Origin of the sequence: Mycolicibacterium sichuanense (assembly GCF_033741125.1) — a bacterium.
In the GTDB taxonomy this organism is placed as follows: domain Bacteria; phylum Actinomycetota; class Actinomycetes; order Mycobacteriales; family Mycobacteriaceae; genus Mycobacterium.
Genome location: NZ_JAWQPU010000009.1, coordinates 51,878 through 74,144, shown reverse-complemented (window position 1 = coordinate 74,144; position 22,267 = coordinate 51,878). Strand labels below are relative to the sequence as shown.

The 22,267-nt window shown below is 68.9% G+C and carries 17 protein-coding genes and 1 pseudogene; 9 read left to right on the top strand and 9 right to left on the bottom strand.

Features of this window, described 5'->3' with window-relative positions:
* Positions 1-18 precede the first annotated feature (18 nt).
* Both fadD6 and log read right to left on the bottom strand, forming a co-directional pair.
* Entirely contained in the window at positions 19-1,830 is a 1,812-nt protein-coding gene (fadD6, locus tag SBI80_RS23820; protein WP_318977314.1) for a long-chain-acyl-CoA synthetase FadD6, read from the bottom strand.
* A gap of 30 nt (positions 1,831-1,860) precedes the next feature.
* Positions 1,861-2,439: a cytokinin riboside 5'-monophosphate phosphoribohydrolase gene (gene log / locus SBI80_RS23815; protein WP_318977313.1), complete on the bottom strand. Its 579-nt coding sequence runs from the start codon at positions 2,437-2,439 to the stop codon at positions 1,861-1,863.
* A gap of 111 nt (positions 2,440-2,550) precedes the next feature.
* Here log and SBI80_RS23810 point away from each other — a divergent pair.
* From SBI80_RS23810 to SBI80_RS23790, 5 genes and pseudogenes are all read left to right on the top strand, one after another.
* Positions 2,551-3,777, top strand: a pseudogene (locus tag SBI80_RS23810) (AAA family ATPase); the annotation flags it as partial.
* Between the two features lie 81 nt (positions 3,778-3,858).
* Complete coding sequence (locus tag SBI80_RS23805) at positions 3,859-6,198, top strand: TPR repeat domain-containing protein (RefSeq protein WP_318977312.1); 2,340 nt, start codon at positions 3,859-3,861, stop codon at positions 6,196-6,198.
* Entirely contained in the window at positions 6,159-7,106 is a 948-nt protein-coding gene (locus SBI80_RS23800) for a hypothetical protein (protein ID WP_318977311.1), read from the top strand. Before SBI80_RS23805 ends, SBI80_RS23800 begins: the two co-directional genes overlap by 40 nt.
* Positions 7,107-7,200: 94 nt before the next feature.
* Positions 7,201-7,722 carry a type VII secretion target gene (locus SBI80_RS23795; RefSeq protein ID WP_318977310.1) on the top strand — a complete coding sequence of 174 codons (522 nt, stop codon included), beginning with the start codon at positions 7,201-7,203 and terminating at the stop codon, positions 7,720-7,722.
* Positions 7,722-8,030 (top strand): hypothetical protein, encoded by a 309-nt coding sequence (locus SBI80_RS23790; RefSeq protein WP_318977309.1) that lies wholly within the window; start codon positions 7,722-7,724, stop codon positions 8,028-8,030. Before SBI80_RS23795 ends, SBI80_RS23790 begins: the two co-directional genes overlap by 1 nt.
* Here the strand turns inward: SBI80_RS23790 and SBI80_RS23785 are convergent.
* Positions 8,019-9,635 carry an ABC-F family ATP-binding cassette domain-containing protein gene (locus SBI80_RS23785; protein ID WP_318977308.1) on the bottom strand — a complete coding sequence of 539 codons (1,617 nt, stop codon included), beginning with the start codon at positions 9,633-9,635 and terminating at the stop codon, positions 8,019-8,021. The genes SBI80_RS23790 and SBI80_RS23785 overlap by 12 nt on opposite strands.
* Before the next feature lie 159 nt (positions 9,636-9,794).
* On the bottom strand, positions 9,795-10,862 hold the full coding sequence (dapE, locus tag SBI80_RS23780; RefSeq protein ID WP_318977307.1) for a succinyl-diaminopimelate desuccinylase: 1,068 nt from the start codon (positions 10,860-10,862) through the stop codon (positions 9,795-9,797).
* Between the two features lie 34 nt (positions 10,863-10,896).
* On the opposite strand from dapE, the gene dapD reads away from it, so the two are divergent.
* Positions 10,897-11,841, top strand: a complete 945-nt coding sequence (gene dapD, locus SBI80_RS23775; protein WP_318977306.1) for a 2,3,4,5-tetrahydropyridine-2,6-dicarboxylate N-succinyltransferase — start codon at positions 10,897-10,899, stop codon at positions 11,839-11,841.
* A 3-nt stretch (positions 11,842-11,844) separates the two neighbouring features.
* On the opposite strand, the gene SBI80_RS23770 is transcribed toward dapD, so the two are convergent.
* Positions 11,845-13,098, bottom strand: a complete 1,254-nt coding sequence (locus SBI80_RS23770; RefSeq protein ID WP_318977305.1) for a glycoside hydrolase family 27 protein — start codon at positions 13,096-13,098, stop codon at positions 11,845-11,847.
* A gap of 483 nt (positions 13,099-13,581) precedes the next feature.
* Between SBI80_RS23770 and SBI80_RS23765 the strand changes: the two genes are divergently transcribed.
* On the top strand, positions 13,582-16,425 hold the full coding sequence (locus SBI80_RS23765; protein WP_318977304.1) for an Ig-like domain-containing protein: 2,844 nt from the start codon (positions 13,582-13,584) through the stop codon (positions 16,423-16,425).
* A gap of 6 nt (positions 16,426-16,431) precedes the next feature.
* Here SBI80_RS23765 and SBI80_RS23760 read toward each other — a convergent pair whose 3' ends face one another.
* Entirely contained in the window at positions 16,432-16,776 is a 345-nt protein-coding gene (locus SBI80_RS23760; RefSeq protein WP_318977303.1) for a VOC family protein, read from the bottom strand.
* A gap of 1 nt (position 16,777) precedes the next feature.
* Positions 16,778-18,184 (bottom strand): acyl-CoA synthetase, encoded by a 1,407-nt coding sequence (locus SBI80_RS23755; protein WP_318977302.1) that lies wholly within the window; start codon positions 18,182-18,184, stop codon positions 16,778-16,780.
* Between the two features lie 37 nt (positions 18,185-18,221).
* Here SBI80_RS23755 and SBI80_RS23750 point away from each other — a divergent pair, with 37 nt between their 5' ends.
* Entirely contained in the window at positions 18,222-18,779 is a 558-nt protein-coding gene (locus SBI80_RS23750) for an NUDIX domain-containing protein (protein ID WP_318977301.1), read from the top strand.
* Complete coding sequence (locus SBI80_RS23745) at positions 18,776-19,618, top strand: endo alpha-1,4 polygalactosaminidase (protein ID WP_318977300.1); 843 nt, start codon at positions 18,776-18,778, stop codon at positions 19,616-19,618. The genes SBI80_RS23750 and SBI80_RS23745 overlap by 4 nt, the downstream gene beginning before the upstream one ends.
* A 10-nt stretch (positions 19,619-19,628) precedes the next feature.
* Here the strand turns inward: SBI80_RS23745 and SBI80_RS23740 are convergent, their stop codons facing one another.
* Entirely contained in the window at positions 19,629-20,591 is a 963-nt protein-coding gene (locus SBI80_RS23740; RefSeq protein WP_318977299.1) for a proline dehydrogenase family protein, read from the bottom strand.
* Between the two features lie 2 nt (positions 20,592-20,593).
* The gene (gene pruA, locus SBI80_RS23735) at positions 20,594-22,234 is read right to left on the bottom strand and encodes an L-glutamate gamma-semialdehyde dehydrogenase (protein WP_318977298.1); all 1,641 of its coding nucleotides are present in this window, start codon (positions 22,232-22,234) and stop codon (positions 20,594-20,596) included.
* Positions 22,235-22,267: the final 33 nt, after the last annotated feature.

Sequence of the window (22,267 nt, the reverse complement as noted above, 5' to 3'; positions counted from 1 at the left end):
CCCAGCACGCCGAAATCGCTACGAGGCGGGGCGCTTGCCGTCGACGACCTCGGCGGGGTACTCGTCGTAGAACGGCACGTAGCCCTCGTCGCGGCCGGCGAGCACGAAGATCGGGTCCTCGATCTCCCCGGCGTCCTCGTCACCCTCGCCGGTGTTGCCGCCGTACCCCTCCTTGCGGAGGTCGACCTTCTGACTCTTGAACGTCGAGGTGTGCGCCAACTCCGTGACGATCCGGACGAACAGCGGCACCGCGTACCCCGGCAGGTGCTCGAAGGCGGCCTTGGCCAGCGACTTGCCGTCGAACTCCTTGCCGTCCCTGAGCTGGATCGCCGCCATGCCAGCCTTGCCGCCGGCGCCCTCGACCTCGACGCCGAACACGGTGGCTTCCTCGACCTGCGGGTCGGTGGAGATGGCGGCCTCGACCTCCGTGGTGGCGACGTTCTCGCCCTTCCAGCGGAAGGTGTCGCCCAGGCGATCGGTGAACGCCGCGTGGCCGAAACCCTGCGACCGCATCAGGTCGCCGGTGTTGAACCAGACGTCGCCGTCCTTGAAGGCGTCGCGCACCAGCTTCTTCTCGGTGGCGTCCTCGTCGGTGTATCCGTCGAACGGCTGGAAGTTGCTGACCTTGGACAGCAGCAGTCCCGGTTCGCCGGTCTTGACCTTGCGCACCCGGCCCTGCTCGTCGCGCAGGGGGCCGCCGGTCTCATCGTCGTACTCGACGAAGGCGATCGGCGAGGGGCAGATGCCCGTCGTCTTGTCGAGGTTGAAGACGTTCAGGAAGGCCGTGTTGCCCTCGCTGGCGGCGTAGAACTCGCAGACCCGCGGGATGCCGAATCGCTTGGTGAATTGCTCCCAGATCGCCGGGCGCAACCCGTTGCCGGCGATGACGCGGACGCGGTGCTCGTGGTCGGTCGGCTTCTCCGGCTGGTTGAGCAGGTACGCGCAGATCTCACCGATGTAGACGAAGGCCGTCGCGTCGTAGCGGATCACCTCGTCCCAGAACTTCGACGCCGAGAACGACTTGCCGAGCGCGAAGGTCGACCCGGAGTTCAGCACCGAGGACAGCGCGACCGTCAGCGCGTTGTTGTGGTAGAGCGGCAGGCAGCAGTACAGGGTGTCGTCGCTGGTCAGTCGCATCCCGAGACCGCCGAAACCGGCGAGCGCGCGCAGCCACCGATAGTGGGTCATGACGCTGGCCTTCGGCATGCCCGTGGTGCCGGAGGTGAAGATGTAGAAGGCCTTGTCCTTGGCCAGCACCGCCCCGGTGGTCGCGGGATTGGTGGTGGGCGCCGTGCCCGACGCCTGGACGAGTTCGTCGAGCGTCATCAGCCCGGTGGTCTCGGCGCCGCTCTCGGTGATCGGCTCGATGAAGTCGGTCTCGGCGACCACGGCCTTGGCGTCGAGCAAACCGATGCTGTGGGCGAGCACCTTGCCACGCTGGTGGTAGTTCAGCATCGCGGACACCGCCCCGCACTTGACGATGGCGAGCATCAGCAGCACCGGCTGTTCGGAGTTGCGCAGCATCACGCCGACGACGTCGCCGTGCCCGACCCCGCGGGCGGCCAGGACTGCCGCGTAGCGGTTGACCGTCTCGTTGGCCTCGCGATAGGTGAGCTGCTCGTCGCCGAACCTGAGGAACGTCTTGTCGGCGTAGCGCGCGGCCCGCTCCTGAAACACCTTGCCGATGGACGTCTTCGCCGTCGGGCGGGCCAGGAATCCGGTGACCACGCCGCGGGTGATGACGGGGGCGTCCTTCAGCAATCCCGGCAATCGGGTGGCGATGTCCAAGAGGCCGACGTGGGTGCGGGTCCCCGAATTCTCGTCGCTCACGAACCAAACCCTATCTGCGTGGGTTTGCCATCACGCGTGCGGTGCGCACGCCTGCAACGCTGCGTCGACATCGGCGACCACGATCAACCGGTCCAGCGCACCGGTACCCACGTAACCGGTGTCCACGAGCCCGCGCAACCACGTCAGTAGACCGTCGTAATGACCGAACGGGTCGAGCATGACGAGCGGCTTGGAGTGCATGCCCAAATAGCCTGCAGTCCATGCCTCGAAGAATTCCTCGAGGGTGCCGATGCCGCCGGGGAGCACCAGGAACGCGTCGGCCCGGTCCTCCATGATCTGCTTGCGTTCGCGCATCGTGTCGGTCACGACCAACTCGTCGGCGTCGACGTCGGCGACCTCGCGGTGCACCAGCGCCTTGGGGATGACGCCGATCGTGCGGCCGTCATGGGCGCGCGCAGCGCTGGCCACCGCCCCCATCGCGGAGACGTTTCCGCCGCCGGACACCAGCGTCCAGCCGCGGTCGGCGATGGCCTCCCCGACTTCGGTTGCCAGCTCCAACAACTCGCGATGGGTTGGGCTGGACGCGCAGTAGACGCAGACCGCCCACGGGCCGCGCGATTCGGGCACTACGGCACTGTCTGCAGACACCGGAGCAACGTACCCGGCGCCGTAAGCGTCCGAGAGTCGGCCGGTTCCCCCGACTCACGCGTGCCGCCCTCATCCGCCCCCTACACTGCGGCGATGCCGGATGGAATCACCGCCGCCGAGGAGGCCTTGAGCCGGGGTGACCTCGCCGACGCCGAGCGGCTGGGACGGGCAGCGCTGCAGCACGAAGGGTCCTTGGCGGCCAGGTTGACGCTGGCGCAGGCGCTGGCCTGGCAGGGGCGCGGACGCGAGGCCGACGCCGTGCTGTCCGAGGTCGACGAGACGACGTTGGGCGAAGCCGACTTGATGGCGTGGGCGCTGCCGCGGGCGGCCAATCAGTTCTGGATGTTGGACCAGCCAGAGCGGGCCACCGCGTTCTTGCGTGCCGTCCGCGGCAGGGTGGCCTCGCCAAATGCCGGGGCGACGCTGGACGCATTACTCGGCACGTTCGCCATGAACGCGGGCAGCCCCGACCGCGCGATGCGAATCGCCCGCGAGGTGCTGGGTTCGGCGGACGCCGACCGCCAAGCCATCGGGTGGGCGGCGGCCGCCGCGGCCCTGAGCAGCGCCCGGATGGGTAGCTTCGCCCACGTCGACGGGTTCGCGGCCCGGGCGATCGCCGCCGGCCATCCCGGGCTGCTGCGCTTCACTAGTGCCTTAGGCCAGACCACGACACTGGTGCTGTCGGGCGAACTCGATCGCGCGCAGGAGCTGGCCCAGGCGCTCGTCGACGCCGCTCCCCCGGCGCAGCCGGGCCACGCGATCGGGCAGCTGCTGGTCGCCGACGTGTTGCTGCTGCGGGGTGCGACGGGTGCGGCCGTCGAGTTGCTGGAGTCCGCCGCGACGGTACTGGCGCCGACGGGGTATTCGTGGGGTCCGCTGGCGTGGATGGCGTTGGCGCAGGCGCTGGGCCAGGCGGGTCGGATCGCCGACGCGGGGAGGGCGTTGGCCAAGGCCGAGTCGCGACACGGGCTGAAGTCGATGCTGTTCGCCCCCGAGCTCTGCCTGGCGCGGGCGTGGACGGCAGCCGCGCGCGGTGATGCCACCGGCGCGGTCGCCGCGGCGCGAGAGGCGGCGCGCGCCGCGATGCGCGGTGGTCAAAAGGCCGTGGCCCTGCGGGCGCTACTGGACGCCGTGCGCTTCGGGGACGCCCGCGCCGGCGACGCCATGGCCCGCCTCGAGGTGCACTGCACCGTCGGCTCGCTGGCGCTGTCCTATGCCAGGGCGTTCACCGCGGGTGACGCCGACGCACTGGCCGCGGCCGCGGATGCGTTCGACGACCTCGGCATGCGCGGTGTCGCCGCCGATGCCGCGCGCCAGGCCGAAGCGGCGCGCGGCTGACGGATCGAATTGCCGCGATGAGAGGTAGCTGAGCGGCCTTAGAGTGGAGGCACTCGAACGATCGAAGGGACTCTGGTGGGCGTGCTGGATGCGTTCCTGTCGACGTGGTCCACGGCCCGCGAGACGTTCGGCCAGGGTGTGCCGCACACGGGTGAGCGGTTCGACCAGAGCGGCACCTTGCGGCAACTCCAAACGACAGTGGAGTCGGCCGCCCCGAGATCGCGGTGGACGGGCACCGCAGCGGCCGCCTACGACGCGGCCAACCAAGATCACGGCAAGGTGTTCGCTCGGCTGGCCGCCCTCGACCAACGCCTGGCAGCACAGGTCGATGCGTCCGCCCAGGTGGTCACCTCCGGCCGGCAGGATCTCGACGCAGTGCGCAAGTGGGTGCTCGACGCCGCCAACTCGGTACCGGCCGGCAAGAACCGCGAGCAGCTGTTGATGCCCATCGTGGCCAAGGGACTTGGCCAGCTCAGCCAGATCGTCACCAAGTCCAACGGCGACCTCGCGGCGATCGGGGGGCAGATCCGCACCCTTGGTGGGGAGTACCAGGCGTTGGGCGACCAGAAGTTCGCCAAGGAGGGCACGGGTGGCGAAGCGCGCGGCGCCAAGGGCGACGACGAGAAGAAGCAATCTCCGAACGAGCAGGGGGCGGCAGACTCGAAGGCTCTTCAGAACGGCACGCTCACCGCCGAGCAGCGAGAACGCTTGACCAACAACACCACGCTCACGCCTGAGCAGCAGCGCGCCTTGGACCAAGGAAACCTCACTCTTCCGCCCGAGCGTATGTCCTACCTCCAGGGCTTCTCACGCGAGTTCGGCGACAAGACCCCCGAGGAGATCAAGGCGATCATGGACAAGTCCGGAGGCGACGGCGGCAAGGTCGCCGACGCGTTCCAGTTGGCGTCGAATCCCAACATTCACACGGGCCTTCCGGAGACGGAGCCTCCCTCGATCGACCATCCCTCGAGCGGCGGCAAGTATGCGCTTCCCGACGGCATTCAGAAGGTTCTCGATGGTCCGGCGATGACACAACCCATGTCGAGCGGCGTGTTCCAGGATGGTCGTTGGATCGTCCCACCTGAACCGACGGGTCCCCTGCAGCCGACGCAGGGTTTGAACGACCTTGCCAACATCGTCCAGCAAGGCGATCGAAGTCTGCAGCACGGTACTGCTCTCGATGCCGGACTAATGACGAAAAGCCAAGAGATGCTTGATATCTCGAACAAGCACAGCCAGCTAGGACCGACCGACGACGCCCCTCGTTGGTATCACGACAACGTCGACCCGACGCTCCAGAACATGCTCAACGCGGTCAACAAGGACGACATGGTCATTCACGACGCCGTGACGGGGCCCGGTAGCGAGCACTTCTTGAACGACCTGACCAACCACCAATGGCAGGACGACGGACTCGCGGCGGGCGGACTGTTCGATTGGGTCGCGGACGACGCAGCCAACGACCCGACCGGTCGAGCCGCCCAAACCGCCCACGCTCTGGCCGAATACACCAGTAGCCATCACTCCGATCTACTCAACCTGGAGAGCACCAGAGGCTACGGGGCGGAGGGGCAATCGCTCGGCCAGGTCAATCCCGAGCTGACCCGAGACTGGGCCCGCGCCTTCTCGCCATACTTCGACGACATGGTGGGCAACAACACCGGTGGCAACGACGGTCTGTTCGCTCCGCTGGATCCAGCTGACGGTTCCAAGACCGAGCCCACCAACACCCGACATCTGATGAGCGTATTGATGTCGGACCACCCACCGATGGATCAGCCGCCCGGATCGGGTGCGCCGAAGACGGCAAGCGAAATCTTGTTCGATAGCACCCAACGACACGTCCACCAGGCCTTCGAGAACGCCGCGCTCTCGGCGATGCCCGGCGGTCCCGTGAACGACGACTTCGCCATGCAATCCGCGGGCCGCCTTCAAGCGGCGCTCAACCTCGGAAGCTACGACGAGGCAGCGTCCCGACTACACAACACGTTTCAAGCACAACACGAATCGTGGAAGCTGCAGGGCAAGCTCTACGACCTTGGAGCGGGATTCGTCGACCAGTACGGCGCTCCCGGTGCCGCAGCCAGCGACATCGCGGCGTTCAGCAAGGATTTCGTCATCGGACCGGAGCCGGTCGAGGGACGCCCGCCCAATGTCACCATCCCCGGCACCTTCCCGACCGAACGTTTCATGGCAGAGGTACTGGCGCACAACGGTGCTGGTGACATGTCGATACTCGACGGGATCTACGAGAACGGGCGATTCACGGCGCCACCTGACCAAAGCGGAAGCACCGAGTACGGCTCATACCACAATGCCATCGCGAACTATCTCGACTCCATCGGACAACCGGGCGCCATCGGCGGGCTCATGCAGACGTATTGGAACACCTATACGTCCTCCATCGTCGGCGCGACTTAAGCTCGATGACCATGAGGAGAACGCTGGCGATCGTCGTCGCCGCAGTCCTGGTCAGCGCCTGTGGCCATTCGACTCCGCAGCCGACTGGCTCGCCCACGACACAGTCGCAAGGACGCCAATTCGCGAATTGGCCTGCGACGCTGGATGGTTTTAGCTTTCACTGGACTGCGGAGCCGGGCATTGACCTCTTGGCCGGTCCCGGCGTCCTGCTACGCGCCTATCTGGAGTCCTATCAAGTCGCCGAGTACACCTTCGACATCAAGGACGTCTATCCGGGCTTTCTGCGTGCTACGCCACCCAATGCCGATAGGAACGTCGCCGGCACACTCATTCAACACATCGGCGTACGCCCGCTGGGTTACTACAACACCAAGACCCCGCAAGACGCTCGGCCGCACTACGGTTTCCTTGCGCTCCATGTGCTCGAAGTCAATCCACTCGACGGTGGGTACGACGCCCTCGTGTGCACCGCGGAATATGCCAGCTTCATCGAGAGCGCCGTGCGTCCCGGCAAGTACATCTCGTTGGGAACGGACGACAAGACGGGCCAACCGCTCAACCCTGGGCCAACGAGCGGGGTCTTCGTGTATCGAATCCAATTCACTCAACACGATCCACGCGTCGGGCTCACCCCACCACAACCGCCGACGGCGCCGCAAGAAGGACCAGCACCGGCACCGAGCGACGACGTGTTCGGTGACTGGTTCGTCACCGCCGAGAGCACCGGATCGTGGGGGCCCATCGGCCAGCCAGAGAAGCCTCTCTTTCCCACACCGGAGCTCCAACAGCGGTGCGCGAACGCCATGCCGCAGAACGAAGCTGAACGGACCGCGATGATGACCGGATACAAGGACGCGCCGCCCGCACCCGGTAACCCCGAGCCCGGATGGCCTCAGCCGAGCAAGTAGCTCGCGCACGATCCGCCGTTGCACAAATTGCCGCTGATCACCGCACGATTCCGCCAATAGAATCGAGGGAGTTCGACGACAGGAAGGGGTCAGCATGGGAGGCCAGTTCTCGCTCGATGGTGCAGGCCTGACGCCGCTGTCCACGATTCACTCTCAGGTCGCCGACGGGCTGTCCGAGCTGACCGCCGTCGACGGTGTCCGCACTGCTGACGTCGCAAAGTCGTTCGGCAACATCGCCTTCGCGGTCAACTCAGCGCTCGACGGTGTCACGCAGAGTCGGGCCGGCACCCTTTCGGCCACGAAGGATTCCAGCGACACCATCGCCGAGTTGCTCAACCGGGCTCATCAGATGTACGAGCACGGTGACCAGCAGGGCGCCGAGAAGCTCCGGGCCGCCGCCGAGGCGATGGCGGGCGCGCCGGGGGGCGCCCCGGGATCCACCGGTGCGACGACGGCCACCAGTGCCGGCACCTCCGCGACACCTGGCGGCGGCGGCGCCGAGATGGCGGGTCAGATGGCCGGCCAGGTCGGCCAGCAGCTCGGCCAGTTCGCCCAGGGCATGGCCCAGTCGGCGCAGGGACTCGCCCAGGGCTCAGCCAACTCCCGCAGCAGGTGATGCAGGGCGTTCAGGGCATCGTCGACTCGGCGGGCAAGGGCGGCGGTGCCGATGCGGGCAAGGCCGCCAAGGACGAGGTCGCCGAGCGCGATGCCACCGACGGCAAGGAGCGCGACGACCGCGAGCGCGAGCGGCAGGAGGCCGAGAAACGCGCCGAAGACGAAAGCGCCCAACGCCACCCGGCTCCCACCCATCCCGATCAGGCACAGCCGGGACGCGCCACCGACGGCGGCCGGGCACCCGTTGCGCCACCGGCACCGGAACGCCCCCAGCCCGCCCAGACCCGCCCGCAGCAGTCAGCCGTCTAACACGCCACCGTCCAGGCGCAGCCTGCGGTCGATCCCGATCGTCTCCAGGAAGCGTTCGTCGTGGCTCACCACCACGAATGCACCCCGGTAGGCGTTCAGCGCGGATTCCAACTGCCCGACGCTCACCAGATCCAGGTTGTTGGTCGGCTCGTCGAGCAGCAGCAGCTGGGGTGCCGGCTCGGCGTGCAGGATGCAGACCAGGGTTGCCCGCAGCCGCTCGCCCCCCGACAGTGCCGCGACGGGCAGGTCGAGCTGATCGCCGCGAAAGAGGAAGCGGGCCAACAGATGCCTGTGACGGGTGTGTCCGAGGCTTGGCGCGAACGCCGCGAGGTTCTGCGTCACGCTGCGCTGTGGATCGAGCAAGTCGAGCCGCTGGGACAAGTAGGCGATGCGCCCGTCGGCGCGGTGCACCTCGCCGTGGGACTGCAGCAGGTCACCGCTTAGGATCCGCAGCAGCGTGGACTTGCCCGCTCCGTTGGGTCCGGTCAGCGCGATGCGCTCGGGGCCGCGGACGTCCAGGTCGATTCCGTCGTGCGCGAACAACTCCCGGCCCCCGACCCGGATCCGGACTCCGCGCGCCGCGAGCACGGTGCGGCCCGCCGGCACCTCGGTGCCGGGCAGGTCCAGCGCCAGCACGTCGTCGTCACGCACCGCCCGCTCTGCCCCCTCGAGGCGGACCCGCGCCTCCTCGATGCGTTTGGCGTGCACGTCGTCGGCCCTGGCCGCCGACTCCTGAGCATCGCGCTTGAGCTTGCCCGCCACGATCTTCGGCAGCCCAGCATCCTTGACGTTTCGCGCCGCGGTGCCCGACCGTCGCGCGGCGCGTTCGCGGCCCTTCTGCATCTGCCGGCGCTCCCGCTTCAAGAGCTGTTCGGCGTTGCGCACGTCGGCCTCCGCGGCCTGCTGCGCCGCCTCGAGGCTGTTGCGGTAGTCGGTGAACGTTCCGCCGTGAAACACGACCTCCCCGCGGTGCAGCTCGGCGATGCGATCCATGCCGTCGAGGAGTTCCCGGTCGTGGCTGACCACCAGCAGGGTGCCAGCGAAGTCGGCGAGGGTGGTCCGCAGCCGCCGCCGGGCGTCGGCGTCGAGGTTGTTGGTCGGCTCGTCGAGCAGCAGCACGTCGGGGCGCCGCAGCAGCTGCGCGGCCAGTCCCAGCGAGACCACCTCGCCACCGCTGAGCGACCCGAGCGGACGGTCCATGCCGACGTGGCCGAGCCCCAGTCGGTCGAGCTGAGCCCGCAGCCGGTCCTGCACGTCCCACTCGTCGCCGATCGCGGTGAAGACGGCCTCGGAGGCATCCCCTGCCGCCAGCGCGGCCAGCGCGGCGAGGATCGCTGCGACGCCGAGGACGTCGGCGACCGTGCGGGACGCCTGGAACGGCAGGGTCTGCGGGAGGTAGCCGACCGTGCCGTCGACCGCCACCGCGCCCGCGGTGGGGGCGAGCTCCCCGGCGACGAGCTGGAGCAGCGTGCTCTTGCCCGCACCGTTCGGCGCGACCAGGCCGGTGCGGCCGGGGGGCACGGTGAACGAGAGGTCGGTGAACAACGGGACGTCGTCGGACCAGCCGAAGGACAGGTGCGAGACGACGAGTGAAACATCGGACATGACAGGTGCTTTCGTGAACACCGCGGCACGACGGCGCACGGCAGAAGGGGATGATCGAGGCATGCTCCGGTAGCGTCGAGCTACCCGGAGATGTCGTCTCCCAGCATGTCTGCCGCCCACCCTTCGTCGATTGGCCGTCCGTGGACCATGGTAGCGACGTCAGTCAAGCAAATATGCGCGAAGCGTCTCGGTGACGGCGGTGATCTGGGCGAGCTCGACGCGTTCGTCCACGCGATGTGCCATGTTCGGGTCACCGGGCCCGTAGTTGACCGCGGGGATCCCCAGTGCGGCGAACCGCGCGACGTCGGTCCACCCGAACTTGGCGCGCACCCGGCCACCGGCTGCCGAGATCAGGCCGGCTGCAGCGGGTTTCGTCAACCCCGGCAGGGCACCCGCGGCGGCGTCGGTCAGTTCGACGTCGACGTCCAGGCCGTCGAGCACGTCGTGGACGTGGGCGGCGGCCTGCTCCACGCTGCGGTCGGGGGCGAATCGGAAGTTCAGCGTCACCGATGCCGCGTCGGGAATGACGTTTCCCGCGACCCCACCGTCGATGCGGACCGCGGAGAGTCCCTCCCGGTAAGTGCAACCGTCGATGTCGACGCTGCGCGCCTGGTAGACCGAGAGCCGGTCGAGTACTGCGCCGAGCTTGTGAATGGCGTTGTCGCCCAACCATGATCGTGCCGAGTGCGCCCGGGTGCCCGTCGCGCGCACCACCATCCGGATGGTGCCCTGACAGCCGGCCTCGATGAATCCACCGGAGGGTTCGCCGAGGATCGCGACGTCGGCGCGCAGCCAGTCGGGCAGCTCGCGTTCGATGCGGCCAAGGCCGTTGGCGCTGGACTCGATCTCCTCGCAGTCGTACATCACCAGGGTGACGTCGTGGGACGGCTCGGCGAGGGTGGCGGCCAGGTGCAGGAACACCGCGTCCCCGGACTTCATGTCGGAGGTGCCGCAGCCGTAGAGCTCACCGTCGACCAGACGGCTAGGCACGTTGTCGGCCGCGGGCACGGTGTCGAGGTGGCCTGCGAGCAGCACCCGCGACGGCCGGCCCAGGTTGGTGCGCGCCAGGACGGCGTCACCGTTGCGGATCACCTCGTAACCGGGGGCCTGCGCGCGCAGGGCGGCCTCGACGTCGTCGGCAATGCGCGCCTCGTGACGCGATTCGCTGGGGATGTCGACGAGCGCGGCGGTCAGCTCGATCGGATCAGCACGCAAGTCCAGGCCCACGGTCCCCGAGGTTAGTCCAGTAGCCTTTGGCAGCGTGACTTCAGCATCAGGCGTGGGCGTCGCCACCATTACGGCCGAGGGTACGGTTCTCGACACGTGGTTCCCGGAACCCGAACTCGGCGGCACCGGGGAATCGGGCACCACCAGGCTCTCCGTGGCCGAGGTGACCGAGGAGCTGGCTGTGCTGACCGGTCGCGACGACGAGCGCGACGTCGAGACGGTCATCGTCCGCACCACTATCGCCTCCCTCCACGACAAGCCCGTCGACGCCTTCGATGCCTACCTGCGGCTGCACCTGCTCTCGCACCGGCTGATCGCACCGCACGGAGCCAACGTGGACGGCCTCTTCGGCGTGCTGGCCAACGTGGTCTGGACCAACTACGGCCCGTGTGCGGTGGAGGGCTTCGAGCTGACGCGCGCCCGGTTGCGCCGGCGTGGGCCGGTGACGGTCTTCGGCGTCGACAAGTTTCCGCGCATGGTGGACTACGTGGTTCCCGCCGGTGTGCGCATCGCCGACGCCGACCGCGTGCGACTGGGTGCGCACCTCGCGCCGGGCACCACAGTCATGCACGAGGGTTTCGTGAACTTCAACGCGGGCACGCTGGGCACCTCGATGGTCGAGGGCAGGATCTCGGCCGGCGTGGTGGTCGGTGACGGCTCGGACGTCGGCGGTGGCGCGTCGATCATGGGCACGCTGTCCGGCGGCGGCAAGGAGGTCATCTCGGTGGGCCAGCGCTGCCTGCTCGGCGCGAACTCGGGGCTCGGCATCTCCCTGGGCGACGACTGCGTTGTCGAGGCCGGCTTGTACGTCACCGGCGGCACCAAGGTGACCACCGCCGACGGCCAGACCGTGAAGGCGCGTGAGCTCTCCGGCGCCAACAACCTTCTGTTCCGCCGCAATTCGGTATCCGGCGCGGTCGAGGTGGTCTCGCGCGACGGCTCCGGCATCACGCTGAACGAGGCGCTGCACGCCAACTGACCGCTAGGGCCGACGCGTCACCCGCAGCATCGCGACCCCATGCGGTGGGACCGTCCGCTCCACGTCACCGGTGGTGGTCGTCTCGTCGTGCTGCCACAGATCGCGCACGGTGTACTTGGCGGACCCGGTCAGCCCGACCGCGTGGGCATCGGTGCGGATCGTCGCCGGACCGGCACCGGGGTTGAAGAGGGCGACCGCCACCGATCCGTCGGCCAGCGGCTTGACGATCACGCGATCGTCGGCGAGCAGCGGAAGACCCTGCAGCACCAACGGATCCTGATCGACGGCGATGACGTCGCGGTTGGTCAGGATCGTGCGCGTCGCCTCGTCCATCGACCTCAGGTCATTGCCGGCCAGCAGCGGCGCGGCAAGCATGGCCCATAGCGAGAAGTGAGCGCGCTGTTCGACGTCGGTCAGATCCGGCCGCGGTGGACCCAGTGACATCGTGGGATGGTTCCTGGCGAATTCGTTCCAGCCGATGCCGACGACCAGCATGTCGGGATCGTTGACGTGCTTCGGTCCGTCGTGCGGCGCGGCCGGTGCGGCGGCGCTGAACGCCTGGCTGACACCGGCCAGCCCCGTGTCCCAGAGGAGCTCGTCACCCCAGGCGGGCACTAGGTCCATCGCGTCGCGACTGACGTCGGCGATGTGGGACCAGTCGAATTCCGAACCGGCGTCCGGGTCGCCGGAACTGTTGGGGTTGATGCTGTAGACGATGCGACGGCCGCTGGCGCGCAACGCATCTCGCATCGCGGCGAAGTACTTGACCTGATCGGTGTGCCCCGCGTCCAGCCTGCACCAGTCGTACTTCAGGTAGTCCACGCCCCAGGATGCGAACGTACGCGCATCGGCCCCTTCGTGATTGGCGCCGCCGATCCGCGGATCCTGACCGCAGCCCTCGTTGAACGGGCTGTGATAGATGCCGAGCAATAGGCCGTGGTCGTGGGCGTACGCCGCGAGGGGGGCGATGCCGTGCGGGAAGCGGGCGGGGTCGGCCTGCAGGTTGCCGTCCGCATCGCGGGTGGGAGCGGCCCACCCGGCGTCCAGGTTGACGTAGCGGTAGCCCGCGTCGCGCATCCCCGAGGAGACCATCGCGTCGATGGTGTCTTCGACTGTTCGTTCGGTGAGCGGGATGCCGGAGTTCCATGAATTCCACCCCATTGGCGGCGTCTGCGGCGGCTGCGGCGCGTCACTGGCCGGCGGAGCACACGCCGCCAGCACGGCCGCGCAGACCACCAAGCCGGACAATCTGCGCACCGGGTCATCCTGACATCGCCGTCTGTGAGTCGGCATCGATGCGGCTGTGCGTGGCGAGCGGGAACAGCGTTGGCAAATCCTCGACCGGGACACGCGCTTCGATGCTCGGAACCCCCAAGAATGTCACCCTCGGACAATTTCTCGTTTGCGAGGGGGAACTTCGCCGAGTGCGTGCCACTACCGTAGGACGGCGAGCGAACCGCCAGCGGCGATCACGATCCCTGGGTTGCCAGATCATGGCCGGAGGCGAAATTTGGTCAAGATCAATGCATTCCCCGTGGGAAAGCTGAGTCGGCGGTGGCGGAGAGCAAAGGCAGTCCCCGGCGGGGCCTCATGCCATCACCGGACGCGCCGCGCTCGACTTTCCGCTTTGCCGTTTGCTAGCAGAAAATTTGACGATGATGTAACTTCGTCGCTGACTCCTCCCGGCGATTGAAGCGGCGACCATCCCGCAACCCCGAAGTGGGTCGAAAGGTCGTCGACATGCCTGAAGCCCCCCAGCATCGAGCCCCCCGCAACGGCGGACGTCATCGCGCGACACCCGACCGCATTCATCCGTCGGCACTGGCCTTTCGCCTCGACGCACCAGTGTCGGCGCACCCGACGCGGCCGGGCCACGCGAGGCACGTCGGTCGCGTCGGCGCGCTGGCCGTGGCACTGGGGGTGGGCGCCGCGGTAGCAACCGGCCACGGCGTCGCAATCGCGTCCGCCGACGAGGGCTCCTCGACAGCCGGATCCACCGCCGGCAGTTCGGCCGGCCCGGCAGCGGAGGCTGCACCCTCCGCTGCGGTGAGCGCCACCTCGACCGGTAGCTCCGCCACCACCTCGACCGGTAGCTCCGCCACCACCGGGTCGGGCGCAGACGCTTCGCCCTCGGCGCCCACGGTGCCCGCGATGAACACGAGCAGCAGCGGTGGTGCACACACCTCGACCTACGACGGTCACGCCGCCAACCAGCTCCCCGAGAGTCCGGCGAGCAGTTCACCGGAGCCGCCCGCTCAGCCCGCAGCGACCGCGACCGCAACCGCGACGAGATCACAGGATGATTCGCCTCCGCGACATGCACGTCCGCTGGCCGATCCCGCGTCGTCGGCACCCGCTCGCCAGGCCGCCGCCGAGCCCTCACCCGGGACGGCCCCGGCACCCGCCACCACCTCGGCGGCGCGGGCGTCGACCATCGAGGCCTCGTTCGAGCAACAGCCGACGGCCGCACCGACGACGTCGACCGTGCAGTCCGCGGCCGCCTCCGCCGCCGAGGCAGTCAGCGACGGTGCGGCCGCCGCGCTGCCGGTCGCAGCGGGCACGCTGATGACGGCAGTGCTCGTCCCGCTCGGGCTGCCCGGGCCCGGCGCGCCGCTTCAGTCGCCGTTCAGCTTGGCCCTCCTGGCCTGGACTCGCCGCGAGTCGCAACCCGGGTCGGCGAACGCCGCAGCTGCGGTGTCACCGCGGGCGGAGGCCACCGCCCCCGTGCTGACCACCGAGGCCAACGACGATCAATTCCTCACCGCACCGGACACACCCGTCCACGGCAACGTGCTCGACAACGACACGGGTCCTGCAGGTGACGCGCTAATCGTGAGTTCCTCCGGCATGCCCGGTCATGGGACGCTGACCATGCGGACCGACGGCACCTTCGACTACGTTCCCGACGCCGGCTACCTTGGATCCGACGGGTTCGGCTACACCGTGCAAGACACCACCGATGCGTCGACCGCCACGGCAAGCGTGACGATCGTCGTCGGCCGCACCTTCACCCCGCCCCTCGTCGGCCGGGACTACTACGACGCCACCCAGGACACACCCCTCGTGATCACCGCCCATTGGGGTGTGTTGTCCAACGACATCGACGTCGACGGCGACACCCTCACCGTCACCGTGGCGACCGCCCCGTCGCACGGCACCGTCGTCATGGCATCTGACGGCTCGTTCGTCTACACGCCCGCCTCGGGCTACCTTGGCACCGATGGATTCGAGTACACCGCAACGGATTCGACGAATTCCTCGACGACGACCACGGTCAGCATCACCGTCAAACCCGCACCGAACCTTCCCCCGGAGGCTGTCTACGACGGCTATCAGACCGACGCGGGCGTGGCGTTGATCGTGGATCCGTTGGCCAACGACACCGATCCCGAAGGCCGGCCACTGACCGCCGTCATCATCACTGCGCCCACGTCGGGGACGCTGACGTCCAATTCCGACGGCACGTTCACCTACACTCCCGCAACGGGATTCGTGGGCATGGACACCTTCGAATATGCGGCATCCGACGGGATGAACCAAGCCAAGGCCACCGTGAACGTCTTCGTGGTGGCGCCCAATCGCCCTCCGGTGGCTGGCGATGACGCCATCACCGTGCCATGGGGCCAACAGGTGATCGTGCCCGTGCTCGCCAACGACTCCGATCCCGACGGCGACGGGCTCTACGTCTCCGACTACGGCACACCCACCCACGGCAGCACCGGTGGCGCTCCGGGTGGCGCGATCGAATACACCCCCGACGCCGACTACGTGGGTACGGACTCGTTCACCTACACCGTCTCCGACGACTACGGCAACACCGCCACGGCGACGGTCACCGTCACCATCCTCCCCCCGAACCGCCCACCGATCGCCACCGACGATCGAGCCACGACCACGTCCGGCACCCCGGTCTCGATCGACGTCCTGGCCAACGACGTCGACCCCGACGGGGATCCGCTCGTGGCGACGGTCTACGGGCAGCCCGACTACGGGACGGCCGTCATCGATTCCGGCGGCAGGCTGATCTACACCCCGCCCGCGGGATACGTCGGGACGGACTACGTCAACTACCGCATCGTCGACCCCGACGGCCGAGAGGCCATCGCCAGCGTCACGATCGTCGTCACGGGCACCGACGATGCCGGTACCCCGTCGGAGAACACCGGCCCGTGGTTCACGGTGTCACAGGGCAAGACCCTGACGACGACCGCATCGTACGGCGTGGTGGACCAGGACTTCACCTCCCGCGGTGGTCGCGCCGGCCTCGTCGACGGACCGAGCCACGGCACGCTGCGACTGAACGGCGACGGCTCGTTCGCCTACACGCCGCAACGCGGCTTCGTGGGCACCGACACCTTCACCTACTACATCGGCACCAGCGAGTGGGCCGATGGCCCGTTCACCGCGACGATCGAGGTGACCCCCGGCGTCGACGGCGAGCCGGGAACGGAAACGGTGGGCTCCATCAACACCGGCGGCGGCCTGCCGTCCTGCCAGAGTTCCTGGCTGCCAGGGCAATACCAGCAGGACGAGGTATGGCCGCTGTGCACCTACGCCGAGGTGCGACTTCCCGGTCGCCTCTGAGTGGCGTCAGTCCCGGCCGGACAGCACGCAGAACTCGTTGCCCTCTGGATCGGCCAGCACCACCCAGGACTGGTCACCCTGGCCGATGTCGACGTGCCGGGCGCCGAGGGCCACCAGTCGGTCCACCTCGGCCTGCTGATCGTCTGGAGTGAAGTCGAAGTGGATGCGGTTCTTGACCGCCTTGCCCTCGGGCACCGCGAGGAACAGCCAGTCCGGGCCGGCGGGCGCGCGCAAGATCACGTCTCCGTCGTCGGTGGGTTCCTTCGGCCAGCCGAGCACCTCGGCCCACCACCGTGCGAGGGCATCGATGTCGGTGGCATCGATGCAGATCTCGGTGAAGCTCAGTGACACGTCAATCCCCCTGCGTCAGTTCCTTCTTCATCACCTTGCCCATGGCATTGCGGGGCAGGGCATCGACGATGCGCACCTCGCGCGGGCGCTTGTGTGTCGAGAGTTGTTCGGCCACATGGTCGATCAGGGCTCGGGGCGACGCCGATCCCACGACGTAGGCCACGATGCGCTGGCCCAGATCGGCGTCGGGCACCCCGACGACGGCGACCTCGTCCACACCGGCGTGACCCAGCAGCACCATCTCGATCTCACCGGCCCCGATGCGGAAGCCACCGGACTTGATCAGGTCCACCGACTCCCTCCCGACGATCCGGTGCATGCCTTCGGGGTCGACGACGGCCACGTCACCGGTGCGGTACCAACCATCCTCGATGAGCACCTCCGCGGTGGCGTCGGGCCGGTTCGAATAGCCCGAGAAGATCGTCGGTCCCCGAACCTCGAGGCGCCCAATGGTTTCGCCGTCGTGCGCGACGAGCGCACCCTCGTCGTCGGTCAGCCGGGTCTGCATGCCGTCGAGCGGCAAGCCCACCCAACCCGGCCTCCGCTCACCGTCGACCCTGGTGCTGATCGTGATCAGCGACTCGGTGCTGCCGTAGCGTTCGACGGGGGCGTGCCCGGTCAGCCGGGTCAGCTCGTCGAACACCGGCACGGGCAGCGCCGCACTACCGGACACCAGCAGCCGCGCCGAGGACAGCGCCAGCGCCGCGTCGAGGTCGCCGGCGACACGCGACCAGACCGTCGGCACCCCGAAGTACAGCGAACCAGCCGCCGCGGCGTACCCCGCGGGCGTCGGTTTTCCGGTGTGCACGAACCGATTTCCGATCCGGAGCGACCCGAGCAGCCCGAGGATGAGGCCGTGGACGTGGAATAGCGGAAGGCCGTGGACCAGGGTGTCATCCGGGGTCCACGCCCACGCCGCGGCGAGCGCGTCGATGTCGGCGGCGATCGCGCGGCGGCTGATCGGCACCCCCTTGGGCGGGCCCGTCGTGCCAGAGGTGTACATCACCATGGCCGTGGCATCCGGTGGTGGCTCGGCATGGCGATGCCAGGACCTCGCGTACAGCCGCACCGGAACGTGCGGCAAGCCCTCGGTCTCGGCGGGCAATTCGCCCAGCCACGCGCTGACCCCCGAATCGGTGAGGATGTGGCGGCGCTCGGCGGCGCCGACGTCGGCGGGCACCGGAACGACGGGCACACCCGCGATCAGACACCCGGTGATGGCGAGCACGGTGGTCGCGGTCGGAGTGGCGAGCACGGCGACCCGGCCCGCCCCGGCGACGCGCTCGGCGACCGAGGTCGCCGCCCCGACGAGATCGCTGCGGCTGAGCGTGGCGCCGTCGATGCGCACCGCGTCGGCGAGGTCGCGTCCGGCGGCGACGGCGGACGGGTCGAGCGAAGCCAGCAGCACGTCAGCGAGGCTACCGCGACACCCCGATACTGGACGGGTGGATCCCATCGAATGCATCGACTCCAGGGTCGTCTACCGCAATGCCTGGCTCACCGTCCGCGAGGACGACATCCGGCGCGAGGACGGCAGCCCGGGCATCTACGGCGTCGTCGACAAACCGACCTACGCCCTGGTAATCGCCTTCGATGGCGCGCGATATCACCTGGTCGAGCAGTTCCGCTACCCGATCGGGTTGCGCCGATGGGAGTTTCCCCAGGGCACCGCACCCGGCACGCTCGACGGCGCCGAGCCGTTGCCGGCCGAGCTCGCCGAGCAGGAGCTGCGCGAGGAGACCGGGCTGCGCGCCGGGTCGATGGTGGTGCTCGGGCAGCTCGACCTCGCGCCGGGGATGAGTAGCCAGCGCGGCTGGGCGTTCCTGGCCACCGACGTGGTCGAGGGCGAGCACGAGCGCGAACACGAGGAGCAGGACATGCGCAGCGATTGGTTCACCGGCGAGCAGATCGAGCAGATGATCGTCGAGGGCGCGATCACCGACGCCCAGACGATCGCTGCGTGGACCCTGCTGCGCCTGCACGGGCACGTCGCCGACGCATGACGGCGGGCCGGTGGGCGCTGCTCGCCGCGATGGTGCTGACGGGTTGCACGTCCGCACCGGTCACCGCGCCGTCGGCCGAGACCGTCGCGATGCGCGAGGTCCGGTTGCCGCCGACGTCGGGGCCGTTCGACTACCAGCTCGGGGGCGCTGCCGACGTCGGCGGGTTGACGACGGTGGTGCGCGACGCCTCCGCCCGACCGCTGCCCGGGGCCTACAACGTGTGCTACGTCAACGGGTTTCAGACCCAGCCGGGCCAAGGTGAGGAGTGGCTGACGCACCACGGGGCCGCCGTGCTGCGCGATGCCGACGGGTCGCCGGTCCGTGATCCCGACTGGCCCGACGAGTACGTGCTCGATCCATCGACCGCCGAACGGCGCGCGGCCATCCTCGACGTGCTCGCCCCGGTGCTCAGCGGTTGCGCGCGAGAGGGATTCGACGCCGTCGAGATCGACAACCTCGATACCTTCACCCGCTTCACCGAACCCGCGACGGGGCGCGTCGACGAAGCGGGCGCCCTCGAACTCGCGCGGTCCTACGCCGACCTGGCGCACCGCAACGGCCTTGCCATCGGCCAGAAGAACGCTGCCGACGCGGTGGAGGCGGGCCGCCACGACGTCGGCTTCGACTTCGCCGTCACCGAGGAGTGTGCGGCCTACGACGGGTGCGGCGACTACCGGCGCGGTTACGGGTCGCACGTCCTGCAGATCGAGTACGTCGACAACCTGCCCCGGCCGTTCGCCGAGGTCTGCGCCTCGCCCGACCGTGCTCCGCTGACGATCCTGCGGGACCGCCGGCTCGTCCCTCCGGGGACTCCGGGTTACGCGCGGGCGCAGTGCTAGACGGTCGAGGTCAGTGGCGCCGTTCGGCCAGCGCGCGCAGGAAGAACGCCAGGTTGGCGGGGCGCTCGGCGAGCCGACGCACGAAGTAGCCGTACCACTGCGTGCCGAACGGCACGTACACCCGCACCTGGTTGCCCTCGTCGGCCAGCCGGCGCTGCTCGGCGTCGCGGATGCCGTACAGCATCTGGTACTCGAAGTCGTCGACGCCCCTGCCGAATTCGCGCGCCATCACTGGCACGGCGTCGACGATGGCGGGATCGTGGGACGCCACCATCGGGTAGCCACCACCGGCCATCAGCACCCGCAGGCAGCGCAGGTACGAGTCGGTGACCGCGTCGGCGTCGCGGTAGGCCACCGACGCCGGCTCGTCGTAGGCACCCTTGCACAGCCGGATCCTGGCACCGGCGGCGGCGAAGGCCTGGCAGTCCCCGTGGGTGCGCTTCAGATAGGCCTGCAGAACCGTCCCGAGCCAGGGAAACTCAGCCCGCAGATCGCGCACGATCGACAGCGTCGAGTCGGTGGTGGTGTGGTCCTCGGCGTCGACGGTCACCCAGGCTCCCAGCTCGGCGGCCCTGGCGCAGATGACGTTGGCGTTGTCGCGGGCGATCTTCTCGCCGTCGCGGGGCAGGGCCTGCCCTAGCGCCGACAGCTTGAGCGACACCTCCAGCGGCCGCGGGCCGTCGCCAGTCTCGCCGCGCTGACCGAGCGCGTCGAGCAACTCGAGGTAGGCGCGCACCGTGGCGTCCGCGGCGTCGACGTCGGTGACGTCCTCACCGAGGTAGTCGATGGAGACGTAGCGCCGCGAATCCCGCAGCTCGTCGACCGAAGTCAGCGCGTGCTCGACGGTCTCCCCAGGGACGAAGCGGTGCACGACCTCGCGGGTGACGGGCAGGCGCTCGGCGGTCCGGCGCAGCCCGTCCGAGCGCGCGGCGGCGAGGATCGTCGGGCGCGCGAGTCGTTGGAAGAGGCTCATCGTCATCCCTCCATGTGTGGGTAGCGGTGGTCGACCGGCGGCACGAACGTCTCCTTGATCGACCGGGGCGAGGTCCAGCGCAGCAGGTTCAGCGGTGAACCCGCCTTGTCGTTGGTGCCCGAGGCGCGGGATCCGCCGAACGGCTGCTGCCCGACGACCGCGCCCGTCGGCTTGTCGTTGACGTAGAAGTTGCCCGCGGCGAAGCGCAACCGGTTCTCCGCCGCCAGCACGGCGGCACGGTCGTCGGCGATCACCGCTCCGGTCAGCGCGTACTTCGAACCGGAGTCGACGACGTCGAGCACGTCGTCGAAGCGGTCGTCGTCGTAGACGTGCACGGCGAGGATCGGACCGAAGTACTCCGTGGCGAACGCCTCGTCGGTTGGATCGTCGGACAGCAGGATGGTGGGGCGGACGAAATAGCCTTCACTGTCGTCGTATTCACCACCGGCGGCGATGGTGACGCCGGCAGCACCCTTGGCCCGCTCGATGGCGTCGACGTTCTTGGCGTACGCGCGCGCGTCGATCAGGGCGCCACCGTAATTGGCCAGGTCCGTCACGTCGCCGTACGCCAGCTCCGCGGTCGCAGCCAGCAGGTCGTCACCCATCTGCCGCCACACCGACCGCGGCACGAAGGCACGCGAGGCCGCCGAGCACTTCTGCCCCTGATAGTCGAAGGCACCGCGAATCAGGGCGGTGCGCAACACGTCTGGCCGTGCGGATGAGTGCGCGACGACGAAGTCCTTGCCGCCGGTCTCCCCCACCAACCGCGGATAGGTGTCATAGCGGTCGATGTTGGTGCCGACCTCGCGCCACAGGTGCTGGAACGTCGCCGTCGACCCGGTGAAGTGGATGCCCGCGAGCCGCGGGTCGGCCAGCACCACGTCGGACACCGCGTACCCGTCGCCGGTCACCAGGTTCACCACACCCGGCGGCAAGCCGGCTGCCTCGAGCAGCTGCATGGTCAGGTACGCCGAGAACGTCTGCGTCACGGACGGTTTCCACACCACGGTGTTGCCCATCAGGGCGGGCGCGGTCGGCAGGTTGCCCGCGATGGCGGTGAAGTTGAAGGGGGTGATCGCGTAGACGAAACCCTCGAGCGGGCGGTAGTCGGTCCGGTTCCATACGCCGCGCACGCTTAGTGGCTGCTGCGCCATCAGCTGACGGGCGAAGGCGACGTTGAAGCGGAGGAAGTCGACGAGTTCGCAGGCGGCGTCGATCTCGGCCTGGTAGGCGGTCTTGGACTGGCCGAGCATGGTGGCAGCGGCGAGCTTCTCCCGCCACGGCCCGGCGAGCAGGTCGGCGGCGCGCAGGAAGATGGCTGCCCGTTCGTCGAACGGCAGCGCCGCCCACCCCGGCTTGGCGGCCAGCGCGGCCTCCACCGCGGCCGTCGCCTCGCCGTGCCCGGCGTTGGTCAGCGTGCCGAGGACGGCGCGATGCCGGTGCGGCTGAACGACGTCGATGCGGTCGCCGTCGCCCATCGCGTGCCGGCCGGCGATGACGTGCGGCAGGTCGATCGGCTCCGCGGTGTCGAGCGCGGCGAGTTCGGCGACGAGTCGGTCGCGCTCTGAACTGCCGGGGGCGTATTCATGGACGGGCTCGTTGGCGGGGGCGGGCACGTCGGTGATGGCGGAGAAGGCGCTCATGTGATCAGCGTCTCTCGTGGCGGGCCGACGTCC